This is a genomic window from Aliivibrio sp. EL58, from assembly GCF_900312675.1.
Lineage (GTDB): Bacteria > Pseudomonadota > Gammaproteobacteria > Enterobacterales > Vibrionaceae > Aliivibrio.
The window spans coordinates 106,190-122,194 of record NZ_OMPC01000012.1; the positions used below are offsets into that span (position 1 = coordinate 106,190).

At 42.1% G+C, this 16,005-nt stretch carries 5 protein-coding genes, 2 tRNA genes, 3 rRNA genes and 1 riboswitch; of the genes, 7 read left to right on the forward strand and 3 right to left on the reverse strand.

Annotated elements, in window-relative coordinates; translation table 11 throughout:
- Nucleotides 1–351 precede the first annotated feature (351 nt).
- From ED622_RS18540 to ED622_RS18560, 5 genes are all read left to right on the forward strand, one after another.
- Nucleotides 352–1,894: ribosomal RNA gene (locus ED622_RS18540) — 16S ribosomal RNA — on the forward strand.
- 65 nt (nt 1,895–1,959) lie between these two features.
- Nucleotides 1,960–2,035, forward strand: a tRNA-Glu gene (locus tag ED622_RS18545).
- Between the two features lie 320 nt (nt 2,036–2,355).
- Nucleotides 2,356–5,246: ribosomal RNA gene (locus tag ED622_RS18550) — 23S ribosomal RNA — on the forward strand.
- 124 nt (nt 5,247–5,370) lie between these two features.
- Nucleotides 5,371–5,486, forward strand: a 5S ribosomal RNA gene (gene rrf / locus ED622_RS18555).
- The 16S, 23S and 5S rRNA genes sit together here with 2 tRNA genes alongside, the layout of an rRNA operon.
- A gap of 68 nt (nt 5,487–5,554) precedes the next feature.
- A tRNA-Asp gene (locus ED622_RS18560) sits at nt 5,555–5,631 on the forward strand.
- Nucleotides 5,632–5,950: 319 nt separating this feature from the next.
- Here the strand turns inward: ED622_RS18560 and ED622_RS18565 are convergent.
- Nucleotides 5,951–7,228: a sodium:proton antiporter gene (locus ED622_RS18565; protein ID WP_122036530.1), complete on the reverse strand. Its 1,278-nt coding sequence runs from the start codon at nt 7,226–7,228 to the stop codon at nt 5,951–5,953.
- A 181-nt stretch (nt 7,229–7,409) separates the two neighbouring features.
- Here ED622_RS18565 and metH point away from each other — a divergent pair, with 181 nt between their 5' ends.
- Nucleotides 7,410–11,090, forward strand: a complete 3,681-nt coding sequence (gene metH / locus ED622_RS18570) for a methionine synthase (RefSeq protein ID WP_122036531.1) — start codon at nt 7,410–7,412, stop codon at nt 11,088–11,090.
- Between the two features lie 83 nt (nt 11,091–11,173).
- Here metH and lysC read toward each other — a convergent pair whose 3' ends face one another.
- Nucleotides 11,174–12,526 carry a lysine-sensitive aspartokinase 3 gene (lysC, locus tag ED622_RS18575; RefSeq protein WP_122036532.1) on the reverse strand — a complete coding sequence of 451 codons (1,353 nt, stop codon included), beginning with the start codon at nt 12,524–12,526 and terminating at the stop codon, nt 11,174–11,176.
- A 67-nt stretch (nt 12,527–12,593) separates the two neighbouring features.
- Nucleotides 12,594–12,767, reverse strand: a riboswitch (Lysine riboswitch).
- A 215-nt stretch (nt 12,768–12,982) separates the two neighbouring features.
- Here lysC and ED622_RS18580 point away from each other — a divergent pair.
- Nucleotides 12,983–14,092 (forward strand): alanine--glyoxylate aminotransferase family protein, encoded by a 1,110-nt coding sequence (locus ED622_RS18580; protein WP_122036533.1) that lies wholly within the window; start codon nt 12,983–12,985, stop codon nt 14,090–14,092.
- Nucleotides 14,093–14,141: 49 nt separating this feature from the next.
- Here ED622_RS18580 and ED622_RS18585 read toward each other — a convergent pair whose 3' ends face one another.
- Complete coding sequence (locus ED622_RS18585; protein ID WP_122036534.1) at nt 14,142–15,926, reverse strand: PglL family O-oligosaccharyltransferase; 1,785 nt, start codon at nt 15,924–15,926, stop codon at nt 14,142–14,144.
- Between the last annotated feature and the right edge of the window lie 79 nt (nt 15,927–16,005).

Sequence of the window (16,005 nt, forward strand, 5' to 3'; positions counted from 1 at the left end):
GTTCCCAAGAGAAAAGCGAAAGCAGAAACGATTGAGGACATTAAGTTTTGAGGTGTTTAAATTAATTTTAAATAAAACTTGACTTAAAAGTTTGGCTCGGTATTATACGCAGCCTAAAGCGACGAAGCGGTAATGCTAAGTGGTTGAAAGACAAGCTCTTTAATAATTTAACCAAATCAATCTGTGTGGGCACTTGTGAGTTGATAATCACTAGTTTGCTTTTACTTTTCGAAGTGAATTCAAACAAAATAATCAATGAACTGAGTGACTACACAAAATTACTTTTATGTAACAATCAGTATTAATCATTGAGCCGGTTTTGTTTCTGCTGAAACAAACCAAAAAAAACTTTAATTGAAGAGTTTGATCATGGCTCAGATTGAACGCTGGCGGCAGGCCTAACACATGCAAGTCGAGCGGTAACAGAAATTAGCTTGCTAATTTGCTGACGAGCGGCGGACGGGTGAGTAATGCCTGGGAATATGCCTTGATGTGGGGGATAACTATTGGAAACGATAGCTAATACCGCATAATGTCTTCGGACCAAAGAGGGGGATCTTCGGACCTCTCGCGTCAAGATTAGCCCAGGTGAGATTAGCTAGTTGGTGGGGTAAGAGCTCACCAAGGCGACGATCTCTAGCTGGTCTGAGAGGATGATCAGCCACACTGGAACTGAGACACGGTCCAGACTCCTACGGGAGGCAGCAGTGGGGAATATTGCACAATGGGCGAAAGCCTGATGCAGCCATGCCGCGTGTATGAAGAAGGCCTTCGGGTTGTAAAGTACTTTCAGTCGTGAGGAAGGGTGTGTAGTTAATAGCTGCATATCTTGACGTTAGCGACAGAAGAAGCACCGGCTAACTCCGTGCCAGCAGCCGCGGTAATACGGAGGGTGCGAGCGTTAATCGGAATTACTGGGCGTAAAGCGCATGCAGGTGGTTCATTAAGTCAGATGTGAAAGCCCGGGGCTCAACCTCGGAACCGCATTTGAAACTGGTGAACTAGAGTGCTGTAGAGGGGGGTAGAATTTCAGGTGTAGCGGTGAAATGCGTAGAGATCTGAAGGAATACCAGTGGCGAAGGCGGCCCCCTGGACAGACACTGACACTCAGATGCGAAAGCGTGGGGAGCAAACAGGATTAGATACCCTGGTAGTCCACGCCGTAAACGATGTCTACTTGGAGGTTGTGGCCTTGAGCCGTGGCTTTCGGAGCTAACGCGTTAAGTAGACCGCCTGGGGAGTACGGTCGCAAGATTAAAACTCAAATGAATTGACGGGGGCCCGCACAAGCGGTGGAGCATGTGGTTTAATTCGATGCAACGCGAAGAACCTTACCTACTCTTGACATCCACAGAAGAGACCAGAGATGGACTTGTGCCTTCGGGAACTGTGAGACAGGTGCTGCATGGCTGTCGTCAGCTCGTGTTGTGAAATGTTGGGTTAAGTCCCGCAACGAGCGCAACCCTTATCCTTGTTTGCCAGCACGTAATGGTGGGAACTCCAGGGAGACTGCCGGTGATAAACCGGAGGAAGGTGGGGACGACGTCAAGTCATCATGGCCCTTACGAGTAGGGCTACACACGTGCTACAATGGCGCATACAGAGGGCTGCAAGYTAGCGATAGTGAGCGAATCCCAAAAAGTGCGTCGTAGTCCGGATCGGAGTCTGCAACTCGACTCCGTGAAGTCGGAATCGCTAGTAATCGTGAATCAGAATGTCACGGTGAATACGTTCCCGGGCCTTGTACACACCGCCCGTCACACCATGGGAGTGGGCTGCAAAAGAAGTGGGTAGTTTAACCTTCGGGAGGACGCTCACCACTTTGTGGTTCATGACTGGGGTGAAGTCGTAACAAGGTAGCCCTAGGGGAACCTGGGGCTGGATCACCTCCTTAAACGATAGATTGCRATTTATGAGTGTTCACACAGATTAATWAGGTTTTAATTTAGAGTATCCAGTGTCCCGTTCGTCTAGAGGCCTAGGACACCGCCCTTTCACGGCGGTAACAGGGGTTCGACTCCCCTACGGGATACCATCTTTAAAYGTTYTTTTAGGTAACRCCTTTAAGAGTCTTTAAAAATGGTTACACGCATTAGCGTGAAATCGCTCTTTAACAATTTGGAAAGCTGACTGATTTARCTAACTTACGAGTTAGATAAATCAAAATTTAAAAGTTCTTAATATCTTTTGTTTATCTTTTAGATAAACAAATTAAAAACACATTCAAGTGTTCTTGTATTTTGAATCCGGCGAAAAACCAGAACTCGCAATGACGAGTTCAACCTTGGTTGCTGTTTTGTCTTCACTTTGAAAAGTGAAAGCAAACGGTCCATACGAAACCTCTTGGGGTTGTATGGTTAAGTGACTAAGCGTACACGGTGGATGCCTTGGCAGTCAGAGGCGATGAAAGACGTATTAACTTGCGATAAGCGTAGATTAGGTAGTAAAAACCATTTGAGTCTACGATTTCTGAATGGGGAAACCCACTAGCATAAGCTAGTATCGCTGCGTGAATACATAGCGCAGCGAGGCAAACCGGGAGAACTGAAACATCTAAGTACCCCGAGGAAGAGAAATCAACCGAGATCCCGAAAGTAGCGGCGAGCGAAATTGGGTTAGCCCTTAAGCTTTTAATGAGACAGGTGAAGGCTCTGGAAAGTGCCGCGATACAAGGTGATAGCCCTGTAACCGACATCTCATCATCAGTGAAAACGAGTAAGGCGGGACACGTGATATCCTGTCTGAATATGGGGGGACCATCCTCCAAGGCTAAATACTACTGACTGACCGATAGTGAACCAGTACCGTGAGGGAAAGGCGAAAAGAACCCCTGTGAGGGGAGTGAAATAGAACCTGAAACCGTGTACGTACAAGCAGTAGGAGCATACTTGTTATGTGACTGCGTACCTTTTGTATAATGGGTCAGCGACTTATATTCAGTGGCAAGGTTAACCGTTTAGGGGAGCCGTAGGGAAACCGAGTCTTAACTGGGCGTTCAGTCTCTGGATATAGACCCGAAACCAAGTGATCTAGCCATGGGCAGGTTGAAGGTTGAGTAACATCAACTGGAGGACCGAACCGACTAATGTTGAAAAATTAGCGGATGACTTGTGGCTAGGGGTGAAAGGCCAATCAAACTTGGAGATAGCTGGTTCTCCCCGAAATCTATTTAGGTAGAGCCTCGGACGAATACTACTGGGGGTAGAGCACTGTTAAGGCTAGGGGGTCATCCCGACTTACCAACCCTTTGCAAACTCCGAATACCAGTAAGTACTATCCGGGAGACACACGGCGGGTGCTAACGTCCGTCGTGGAGAGGGAAACAACCCAGACCGCCAGCTAAGGTCCCAAAGTTATAGCTAAGTGGGAAACGATGTGGGAAGGCTCAGACAGCCAGGATGTTGGCTTAGAAGCAGCCATCATTTAAAGAAAGCGTAATAGCTCACTGGTCGAGTCGGCCTGCGCGGAAGATGTAACGGGGCTAAGCTATACACCGAAGCTGCGGCAGTRCAATTTATTGTGCTGGGTAGGGGAGCGTTCTGTAAGCCGTTGAAGGTGGTCTGTAAGGGCTGCTGGAGGTATCAGAAGTGCGAATGCTGACATGAGTAACGATAAAGGGGGTGAAAAACCCCCTCGCCGGAAGACCAAGGGTTCCTGTCCAACGTTAATCGGGGCAGGGTAAGTCGACCCCTAAGGCGAGGCTGAAAAGCGTAGTCGATGGGAAACGGGTTAATATTCCCGTACTTCTTATAATTGCGATGGGGGGACGGAGAAGGCTAGGTAGGCTTGGCGACGGTCGTCCAAGTTCAAGTGCGTAGGCTAAGAGTTTAGGTAAATCCGGACTCTTGTTAGGCTGAGACACGATGTCGAGCATCTACGGATGTGAAGCTATTGATGCCATACTTCCAGGAAAAGCCTCTAAGCTTCAGATTATAAGGAATCGTACCCCAAACCGACACAGGTGGTCGAGTAGAGAATACTAAGGCGCTTGAGAGAACTCGGGTGAAGGAACTAGGCAAAATGGTACCGTAACTTCGGGAGAAGGTACGCTCCTAGCGGTGATGAGACTTGCTCTCTAAGCTGCCGGGAGTCGCAGATACCAGGTGGCTGCAACTGTTTATTAAAAACATAGCACTGTGCTAAATCGTAAGATGACGTATACGGTGTGACGCCTGCCCGGTGCTTGAAGGTTAATTGATGGGGTTAGACTTCGGTCGAAGCTCTTGATCGAAGCCCAAGTAAACGGCGGCCGTAACTATAACGGTCCTAAGGTAGCGAAATTCCTTGTCGGGTAAGTTCCGACCTGCACGAATGGCGTAATGATGGCCACGCTGTCTCCACCCGAGACTCAGTGAAATTGAAATCGCTGTGAAGATGCAGTGTACCCGCGGCTAGACGGAAAGACCCCGTGAACCTTTACTACAGCTTGGCACTGAACATTGACCCTACATGTGTAGGATAGGTGGGAGCCTTTGAAACCAGTACGCTAGTATTGGTGGAGGCAATCTTGAAATACCACCCTTGTATGCTTGATGTTCTAACGTTGGTCCCTTATCGGGATTGCGGACAGTGCCTGGTGGGTAGTTTGACTGGGGCGGTCTCCTCCCAAAGAGTAACGGAGGAGCACGAAGGTGGGCTAAACACGGTTGGACATCGTGTGGTTAGTGCAATGGCATAAGCCCGCTTGACTGCGAGAATGACAATTCGAGCAGGTGCGAAAGCAGGTCATAGTGATCCGGTGGTTCTGAATGGAAGGGCCATCGCTCAACGGATAAAAGGTACTCCGGGGATAACAGGCTGATACCGCCCAAGAGTTCATATCGACGGCGGTGTTTGGCACCTCGATGTCGGCTCATCACATCCTGGGGCTGAAGTCGGTCCCAAGGGTATGGCTGTTCGCCATTTAAAGTGGTACGCGAGCTGGGTTTAGAACGTCGTGAGACAGTTCGGTCCCTATCTGCCGTGGGCGTTGGATGATTGAAAGGGGCTGCTCCTAGTACGAGAGGACCGGAGTGGACGAACCTCTGGTGTTCGGGTTGTTACGCCAGTAGCATTGCCCGGTAGCTAAGTTCGGGATCGATAAACGCTGAAAGCATCTAAGCGTGAAGCGAGCCTTGAGATGAGTCATCCCTGATACTTTAAGTATCCTAAAGGGTTGTTGAAGACTACGACGTTGATAGGCAGGGTGTGTAAGTGCTGCGAGGCATTGAGCTAACCTGTACTAATTGCCCGTGAGGCTTAACCATACAACACCCAAGGGGTTTTGAACGGATTTGAAGTTGCAAGAAACGTATTGAATGTGATTAAGAACGCATACACAGCTTTCCAGATTATTATTTATCTCTTATTGAGGTAGATAGAAAGAATTTGCTTGGCGACCATAGCGTTATGGACCCACCTGATCCCATGCCGAACTCAGAAGTGAAACGTAATAGCGCCGATGGTAGTGTGGGGTTTCCCCATGTGAGAGTAGGACATCGCCAGGCTCCTATTTATTTTTACTTTTTTAATAAAAAGTAAAATCAAAAATAGCATTATGCTGAATAGACACTGCGGAGTGGTAGTTCAGTTGGTTAGAATACCGGCCTGTCACGCCGGGGGTCGCGGGTTCGAGTCCCGTCCACTCCGCCACTATTTTAAAAAGCCCTAATCGAAAGATTAGGGCTTTTTTACGTCTATCTAAAAGTAAAATAATGCAGAATAGACACTGCGAAGTAGCAGTTCAGTTGATTAGGCTTTCTATTGGGGATCTTAACGGTAAGTTACGAGTGGAGTATATCGCTACAGAGAGGCTAGAAAGTCCTGTCAACGATAGAGGAAATAAGTTTAAGCTAAATAGTACCAATACTTAATAAGGTATGAGGGAATCAGATTAATGGGTGTTATTAGTGATATAAAAAATGGAGATACATAAGATGCATCTCCATTAAGTAATATATGACGAAAAAGATTAAGTATCTTTTTCTAATTTCTTTGCTTTTTCAATCATTGTTGTAATGGTAGAGCCTTGAACCAAAATAGAGAAAACAACAACAGAATAAGTCATGACGAGGATGATTTCTCTTACATCTATATTCTTATCTGGGATGATGATAATGCCCGATGGGATAGCCAGAGCCATCGCTAAAGCCAATCCTCCTCTAAGACCACCCCACGTTAAGATATTAACGGATAATGGATTATAAGTTCTGAATCGTTTAAAACCAATGTACGAGACGAAAACACTTAAATAACGACTTGCTAATACCAGCGGAATAGAAATAGCCATTAATATCCAATCTTCTTGATGGAATTGGAATAGTAGCATCGACATACCAATAAGAAGAAATAACACGCCATTTAAGAACTCATCAACAAGTTCCCAGAAATGATCTAAATGATCTTCACTCTCTTTTGAAAACCCAATATAACGGGTCCAGTTACCGATCATGATACCAGATACAACCATAGCTAAAGGACCTGAAACATGGATAACTTCAGCAAAAGCATAACCTGATGTAGGGATACCGATGGTTAATAATAACTCCATTGAATGATCATTAGTTGAACTTATGAGGTAATGGAAAATTAAACCCAGAAGGAAACCGTAGATAATACCGCCAATAGCTTCCTGTAAAAACAGTGCCGTTACACTACCAATTGTTGGTGTTTCTGAACCAAAAGCAATGGTAAATAATGTAACGAAAATAACTAAACCAAAACCATCGTTGAATAGTGATTCACCTTCGATTTGGGTAGAAATACGTTGTGGGGCATTCAGTTTTTTTACTATAGCAAGCACGGCAATAGGATCGGTTGGAGAGATAAGTGAGCCAAATAGTAAGCAGTAGATTAAATCAAGATTAATACCGATTAGATTACATATACCCCATAGAGCAAAACCAATAAAGAACGTTGAGAATAAGGTCGCACCTAATGCAAGTACGGTTATTTCCCATTTTTGATCTTTAAGGTTTTGAAGTTTGATCCCTAACCCACCAGCAAACAATAAGAAGCCTAATATTCCCTTCAATAGAAAATCTTCAAAATTTATCTCTGTTAAGGTTTCTGTAGCCACTTCTCTAAGGTTAAACCAATCATTTTGACCAGCGATAATGAGCCCAAGCGATAGCATCATTGAACCTGCGGTGATCGCGATTGTTGTTTGCATCTTTCCTATTTTGCTATTAAAAAAAGCAATTAGCATAGCAGCCGCTGCTAAAAAGCAGAGTGTGTTATACACAGACATTGTTTAACCTCTATATATGTTATTTGTGTAACAAAATGTGATAGAGGTCATTTTCCACTCAAATTGATAAATATCAAACTTTATTTCGAATTTGTGAAAATAAAAACATTTTGGACGTCTAGATTTCTATTAGATGTGTGATAGGATTGTAACAGAAACGTATTATGGATGAGGCAGTACCGTGGCAGGAAGCAATAAGAAAACTGAAATAGAAAAGCAGCTTCTGGAACGTATACTTTTAATTGATGGTGGTATGGGTACCATGATCCAAGAGTATAAGTTTGAAGAACAAGATTATCGTGGAGAGCGCTTTAGTGATTGGCATTGTGACTTAAAAGGTAACAATGATCTTCTAGTGCTTTCTCGTCCTCAAATTATCAGAGATATTCATTCCGCTTATTTAGAAGCGGGTGCCGATATCCTAGAAACGAACACCTTTAACTCAACAACGATCGCAATGGCTGACTATGATATGGAAAGTCTGAGCGAAGAAATGAACTTCGAAGCGGCTAGGCTAGCAAGAGAAGTCGCAGATGAATGGACATTAAAAACACCTCATAAACCACGTTATGTTGCTGGTGTTTTAGGCCCGACGAACCGAACGTGTTCTATTTCTCCGGATGTGAATGACCCTGGTTATCGAAATGTCTCTTTCGATGAATTAGTCGAAGCCTACTCAGAATCAACTCGTGCCTTGATTAAAGGTGGTTCTGATTTAATCCTTATCGAAACTATCTTTGATACCTTGAATGCAAAAGCCTGTTCTTTTGCTGTCGAATCTGTTTTTGAAGAAATAGGTATCATATTACCGGTAATGATTTCTGGTACGATAACTGATGCATCAGGACGTACGCTTTCAGGTCAAACAACAGAAGCGTTCTATAATGCTTTACGTCATGTTAAACCAATCTCATTTGGTTTGAACTGTGCTTTGGGGCCTGATGAGTTACGTGAGTATGTAAGTGAGCTATCTCGTATTTCAGAATGCAGTGTGTCTGCGCACCCTAACGCCGGTTTACCTAATGCCTTCGGTGAGTATGATCTTTCTCCAGAAGAAATGGCAGAGCATGTAAAGGAATGGGCTGAAAGTGGTTTCTTAAATTTGATCGGTGGCTGTTGTGGCACGACCCCTGAACATATCCGCCAAATGGCACAAGTGGTTGAAGGTGTTAAGCCTCGTCAATTACCAATCCTTCCAGTTGCTTGTCGTTTATCAGGTCTAGAGCCATTAACGATTGAGAAAGACTCTCTTTTTGTAAACGTTGGTGAAAGAACCAATGTTACTGGCTCGGCTCGCTTTAAACGTTTAATTAAAGAAGAGTTATATGATGAAGCATTGAGTGTTGCTCGTGAGCAAGTAGAAAACGGCGCTCAAATCATCGATATCAACATGGATGAAGGCATGCTTGATGCTGAAGCGTGTATGGTTAAATTCTTAAACCTATGTGCTTCAGAGCCAGAGATATCCAAAGTACCGGTGATGGTTGATTCTTCTAAGTGGGAAGTAATTGAAGCGGGTCTTAAATGTATTCAAGGTAAGGGTATTGTAAACTCAATATCCCTTAAAGAAGGTAAAGAAAAATTCTTACAACAAGCTAAGCTAATCCGTCGCTATGGGGCGGCTGTAATTGTGATGGCTTTTGATGAAGTAGGCCAAGCGGATACGCGTGAGCGAAAAATAGAAATATGTACTAACGCTTATAACATCTTAGTGGATGAAATTGGTTTCCCACCAGAAGACATTATTTTTGACCCAAACATCTTTGCTGTTGCAACAGGGATTGATGAACATAACAACTACGCTGTTGATTTCATTGAAGCCGTTGCCGATATCAAAAGAACGCTTCCCCATGCCATGATTTCAGGTGGCGTATCTAATGTGTCATTCTCATTCCGTGGTAATAATTACGTACGAGAAGCGATTCATGCCGTGTTTTTATATCACTGCTTTAAACATGGTATGGATATGGGGATAGTAAACGCAGGTCAACTAGAGATTTACGATAACTTACCTGAAGATTTACGCGAAGCGGTAGAAGATGTCGTACTTAACCGTCGTGATGATTCAACAGAACGCTTACTTGATATGGCAACAGAATATCTAGAACGAGCGGTCGGAAAGGTTGAAGATAAATCGGCTTTAGAATGGAGAACATGGTCGGTAGAAAAACGCCTTGAACATTCTTTAGTTAAGGGAATTACAGATTTCATTGTTGAAGATACTGAAGAAGCTCGAGTTAATGCCTCTCGTCCTATTGAAGTGATCGAAGGTCCTTTAATGGACGGAATGAACGTAGTAGGTGATCTATTTGGTGAAGGGAAAATGTTTCTTCCTCAAGTAGTAAAGTCAGCACGAGTGATGAAACAAGCCGTAGCGCATTTAGAACCTTTTATTAATGCAACTAAAGACGTCGGTTCAACCAATGGCAAAATCTTATTAGCAACGGTGAAAGGTGATGTTCACGATATAGGTAAGAATATCGTTGGGGTTGTTCTTCAATGTAATAACTATGAAATCATAGATCTTGGCGTGATGGTTTCTTGTGAGAAAATTCTAAAAGTAGCGAAAGAAGAGAATGTCGATATTATCGGACTTTCTGGTCTTATAACGCCATCACTTGATGAGATGGTTCATGTCGCTAAAGAGATGGAGCGACAAGGATTTGATTTACCACTTTTAATTGGTGGTGCAACAACGTCTAAAGCGCATACAGCGGTGAAAATTGAGCAAAACTATTCTCAGCCTGTGGTTTATGTTAATAACGCCTCTCGTGCTGTTGGGGTTTGTACGTCATTGCTTTCTAATGAATTGAAACCTGTATTTATTGAAAAGTTGGATTTAGATTACGAGCGTGTGCGCGATCAACATAGCCGTAAAACACCACGAACGAAACCCGTTTCACTAGCAAGAGCACGAGCAAACAAAGTCGATATTGATTGGGTAAACTACACGCCTCCAGTACCTGTAAAGCCGGGTGTGCATATTATTGATGATATGGATGTTGCTACGTTACGCCAATATATTGATTGGACCCCTTTCTTTATGACATGGTCTTTAATGGGCAAATATCCTGCAATTCTAGATCATGAAGAAGTGGGTGAAGAAGCGAAGCGTCTATATAAAGACGCGAGCGATCTGTTGGACCGTGTAGAAAAAGAAGGCTTACTAAAAGCGCGAGGAATGTGTGCTCTTTTCCCTGCTAACAGTGTTGATGATGATATTGAAGTGTATACCGATGAATCACGTACTGAAGTATTGAAAGTTCTGCATAACTTACGCCAACAAACAGAAAAGCCAAAAGGGTTTAACTATTGTCTATCTGATTATATCGCGCCGAAAAAGAGCGGAAAATCTGATTGGATAGGTGGATTTGCTGTTACTGGTGGTATTGGTGAGCGAGAGCTTGCTGATGATTATAAAGCCAAAGGTGATGATTATAATGCCATTATGATCCAAGCGGTTGCTGACCGTTTAGCTGAAGCGTTTGCCGAGTATCTGCATAAAGAAGTACGTAAAGATATTTGGGGCTATTCTCCAGATGAAGACCTTTCAAATGATGATCTGATCCGTGAAAAATATCAAGGCATTCGCCCTGCACCTGGATACCCAGCTTGTCCTGAGCATACAGAGAAAGGAACATTGTGGGAGTTGATGGATGTTGAAGAAGCAATAGGAATGTCGTTGACTTCTAGTTACGCTATGTGGCCAGGGGCATCAGTTTCGGGTATGTATTTCTCACACCCAGATTCTCGTTATTTTGCTATTGCTCAGATCCAAAAAGATCAAGCGGAGAGTTATGCAGAGAGAAAAGGGTGGGATATGTTAGAAACTGAAAAGTGGTTAGGGCCAAATCTAAACTAATATCTTTTTTATAATAAAAATTAAAAATCCCATTAATAATCAATTAATGGGATTTTTTAGTTTAGAGGTTTAAACGTAATTTTTTATTTTTCAAATAGTTCTTTATGTAGAACTTGAACCGCACGTTTGGATTCAGACTCATGCAACAAGAAACATAAATTATGCTGGCTTGCTCCGTAACAAATCATACGTAGATTGAAGTCTTCTAAAGCTCCAAACACTTGCTTAGCATATCCTTTTGAGTCACTCATTTGATTACCAATAAGAGCAATTAGACATAGGTTGTTTTCAATTTCTACTGTGCATAGTTTTTCTAATTCTTGTTGGGCTTCAAAAGGCAATTCTGGCGCTTTACCATTGGTATTAGTTTGATCAAGAGTAAGAGCGACACTGACTTCAGAGGTTGTAATTAAATCGACTGAAATCTGATATTTAGCTAAAATTTTAAATACTTCAGCTAGAAAACCATAAGCATGGAACATGTTTGGACTATGTAATGTCACCATCGTTTGATTGCAACGTAAGGTTAGTGCTCTAAACAATGGAGAGCTATCTACTTTTTGTTTTATCCACGTACCGCCTTTTTCTGGTTCTTTTGATGAACCAACAAACACAGGAATTTGATGACGTAGAGCTGGTAATAGTGTTGATGGGTGTAAAATTTTAGCACCATAGTTTGCCATCTCTGAAGCTTCACTAAAGCTAATTTCTGGGATTGGAGATGCAGCAGGTGCAATGCGAGGGTCGGTAGTATAAATACCAGGAACATCAGTCCAAATTTCTAATCCACAAGCATTTACAGATTCAGCTATCAATGCCGCACTATAATCACTGCCACCTCGACCTAATGTCGTTGTATTTCCTTCATTATCAGACCCAATAAAGCCCTGTGTAACGACAATATGCTTCTGGCAAAGAGGAGCGAGTTTAGCTTGAGCTAGTTGAGATATTTCTTCAAGTTGTGGCTCTCCTTTACCAAATTGTGCATCGGTGCGAAGAACGGTTCTGATATCAAAGCGGACGGCAGAGTTACCGCGTTCAATTAATAGTTGAGTAAATAGGTGAGTTGACATGAGCTCACCGCAAGAAACAAGATGATCAGTGAGTTTATCACTTGATTGAAATGAAGCTGCATCGGCCGTTTTTTTTATTTCTTCAAGGATTTCAAGAATAGCTTGCTCTGGATAAATAGGATCAGAGAGTTGATCTAATACAGAAAAGTGAATTGATTTTAACTCTTCAAAAATATCTTTTTTTCTTTGGTTATCTTGTACACCGTTAGCGAGCTCTACCAATAAATTAGTAACGCCAGAACAAGCACTGATAACCACAAGGTGAGTTTTTTGATTTTGCTCGATAACATGAGCGCTGCGGCTCATTGCTTCGAAATTGGCAACGCTAGTGCCACCAAATTTAGCAACATTAATAGGGTTCACTTTCCTGTCTCCCGACTACATCCAATGTGTAAAATAATGGTGAAGGGGTGATAGCAAGAAATAAATAGTTGCTAGAAGCCCTTCACTTAAAAAATAAGTGACAATCGTTAGGATTCAGCCTAAACGACCGACGAATTTTTCCCAATAAAGTTCGTCTCGGCATTACTCTCCCTCACTTAGTTGACTAGGAGTTTGGACTCCACAAATTAAGCTACCTAGGTAATGCTCCTCTTCTTTATGTATTTCAAGGAACAAAATACGTATTAATAATGTGCTTTTTTATGGCTCAAATGTCAATAAGTGGTAACAACTTTATTTGTATTTCTTCTCTTTAAAGTAAAAGTAGGTGCTTTGATGGTATTTTTTCTAGTTTAGTCACTCTAATTACTTCGTCTAATTGAGTTTAATTATTTTTGTGTCTATTCTTTGTGCACCCTATATTTCAAGGAGTGAATAATGCAAAGTTTTATCCCACCAAGAAGAACCCTTATGGGGCCTGGTCCATCAGATATTTCACCACAAGTATTACAAGCTTTAAGCCGACCTACGATTGGCCATCTTGACCCATTATTCATAAAAATGATGGATGAGGTTAAAGAGTTACTTAAATACGCATTTCAAACAGAAAACGAGTTTACAATTGCAGTATCTGCCCCTGGAAGTGCAGGAATGGAAACTTGTTTTGTTAACTTAGTTGAAGCTGGTGAGAAAGTTTTAGTTTGCCGTAATGGTGTTTTTGGCGAACGAATGCGACAAAATGTTGAGCGTTGTGGTGGCACTGCGATTGTTGTTGATGATAAGTGGGGAGAACCGGTTTCGTTAGATAAAGTAAAGCAAGCATTAGAACAGCATCCTGATATTGCTATTGTGGCTTTTGTGCATGCAGAAACGTCTACAGGGGTATTGAGTGACGCTAGATCTATTTCTGAACTTGCACGTAAGCATGGATGCCTAACCATTGTGGATGCGGTGACGTCATTAGGTGGCGTTCCATTATTGGTGGATGAATGGCAATTGGATGCGGTGTATTCTGGTTCTCAAAAATGTTTATCTTGTACACCTGGTTTATCTCCTGTGACGTTCTCGAATAAAGCCGTTGAGAAGATGACATCGAGAAAGACGCCCGTACAGAGTTGGTTTTTAGATCAAAGTTTGGTGTTAGGCTATTGGAGTGGTGAAGGAAAAAGAAGTTATCACCATACTGCACCAGTCAATAGTTTATACGCCTTACATGAAGCATTATTAATGCTAAAAAGCGAAGGGATAGAAGAAGCATGGAGTAGGCATGCTCACTATCATCAAGAGTTAAAACAAGGGTTAGAAGTTCTAGGTATTCAATTTATTGTTGATGAAGCGTCTCGCTTACCGCAACTGAATGCGGTTTATATCCCTGAGGGTGTTGATGATGCTGCGATTAGGTCGCGTTTATTGAATGAATACAATTTAGAAATTGGAGCCGGACTGGGTGAGTTAGCGGGGAAAACATGGCGCATTGGTTTAATGGGCTATGCGGCTAAAAAAGAAAATGTTGCCCTTTGCCTTAAGGCTTTATCTGATGTTCTTTAAGGGTTAACTAAAAAAACCGCTGAATAATCAGCGGTTTTTTATGAATTGTTTATTTGTTTTTCTCTTTTAAAACAGAATTATTTTGGCGAAGTTTTTCATCTAATTCTACTGATTCAAATTTATTGTTTGGAAATAAGAAAATTGCTTCTCTTCTTATGTCTTCTGCATGTTGTTCTTGCCCAAGAGCTTGATAAGCGATGATTAAGTTTTGATAAAAAGCAGGTCTTGGTTTTGTTTTTATAAGCTCTTTTGACCAGCTTATATAAGGTGTAATTAATTCTGGTTTTTTATTAATGATCCCAATAGTTAATTGAGCGGAAAGCACGTCCCAATTAAATCTGTCTTCCCAAACCACAGGATTCGTTACTTGATTCAATATATCAGGATTCATTGGTCGAGTGGTTTCAAATTTAGTTAATACCCAATTGGTATGCAAGGCTGAAAGCATGTAGAAAGCCGTCACAATAGGGATAACTAATGAACTTACTCGTAAAGTAATCTTTGTGATATCACCGATTCGGAGTTTCTTGTATTTACAGCTGAGTTGATCTATCCAAAAGAGAAGAATGATAAAAGTAAACCAATGTATCATTGAGTGATAAAACGGATACTCTAATTGGCTATGAATAAAAATAGGCGCAATTAAGGCAAGCAGGGCAAATTGGGTATCGAGCTTACTTTTTCTTATCTTTAGCAGCACGCCACCAGCGGCAATAAGCAAGCCTAGAATAGCGACGACGCCTCCTTCTACTCCCCAATATAGAACTTCATTGTGAGGGTGATCCATTGAAGGCAGTCCAGGTTTATAGCTAGAAGAGATCTGGTGCTGTTTTGCTGTATATAGCGTGTATTCCGCTTCAAAATTTCCGTAACCATAACCTGTAATAGGTTTCTCTAAAAACATATCGAGAGCTTGAGGAAAGGTGTATCTTCTTGGGCTTTCTAAATCCGCTTTTTGGCTAATTAAAGATACTTTTGATAAATCATCATTTTGAGATAGGTGAAAAAGAACAAAACTACCACTGAAGCCTATAACTAATGCTAGCACCCAAGAAAAAAATCGCTGTTTAGTGCAGTACTTCCACATGTATGGGGTCAGCAAAGCAAGACTAAAAATAGTCGCAATCCAGCCTGTTCTAGAGGCTAATATCACAATAAGCGGCAAAGTGAATATGATAGTTGCGTAAAGTAGAGTAAGTGCAACAATATTCTCTCGATACTTTATCGGTTGACGAGCAAGGAAGTACGAGGCTATTGCAAGGCCAGTAGCTAAGAAGCTAGCCATTACATTCGGTTGTTGAAATATACCGTAAGGGCGATTAGCTATTACGTTATAACCAAATGAATTTCCAGCATCTAAAAATAGATATTGAATGTAACCAAAAAGCGTTTCAATGAGCACTGAACCGATAATACACCACAGTAACCACTGCTTTTGTTTATTGGAAAACGCAAATTGTTGAAGGGCGATGAAAAAGAATAATCCTCCCCACAAGCCTAGAAATTTGCCAATAGCCAGTTGAGGAGATGCGTCGTGATAAAGTAAAGGTAAAGACAGTAGGGTGACTGCAAACAGTAAAACAAGCGTCAGTGTTGAGTATTTAACTAATCCTTGCTTAGCAACATGAAATAAGGCTATCGCAATGGCAATACTTGCAGGGATCCAAGAGGCTGCATTAAAGGCAAGGTGTAGACCTGAGCCGCCAGGGTTTGGTTGGAAGAAGTGAGCACAGACAAAGAAAAGAATACTAAGGCTAAATAAAAACGATTTGGTTAATGGTTTTCTAACCTTTCTTGCTTCTAGTTGCGTTCCTTGGGTAAGTAGCGTTGCCATGGGTTAATCAGTTCCTTGTTGCGAGCATGAATATAAAAGTAAAGCCAGCAAAGTGCTGGCTTTATTCTATCGTATTCGC

Bases quoted from the DNA above. Each gene is read 5' to 3' on its own strand.
- ED622_RS18585 (WP_122036534.1), bottom strand. From the start codon at position 15,926: ATGGCAACGCTACTTACCCAAGGAACGCAACTAGAAGCAAGAAAGGTT.
- ED622_RS18580 (WP_122036533.1), top strand. From the start codon at position 12,983: ATGCAAAGTTTTATCCCACCAAGAAGAACCCTTATGGGGCCTGGTCCA.
- ED622_RS18565 (WP_122036530.1), bottom strand. From the start codon at position 7,228: ATGTCTGTGTATAACACACTCTGCTTTTTAGCAGCGGCTGCTATGCTA.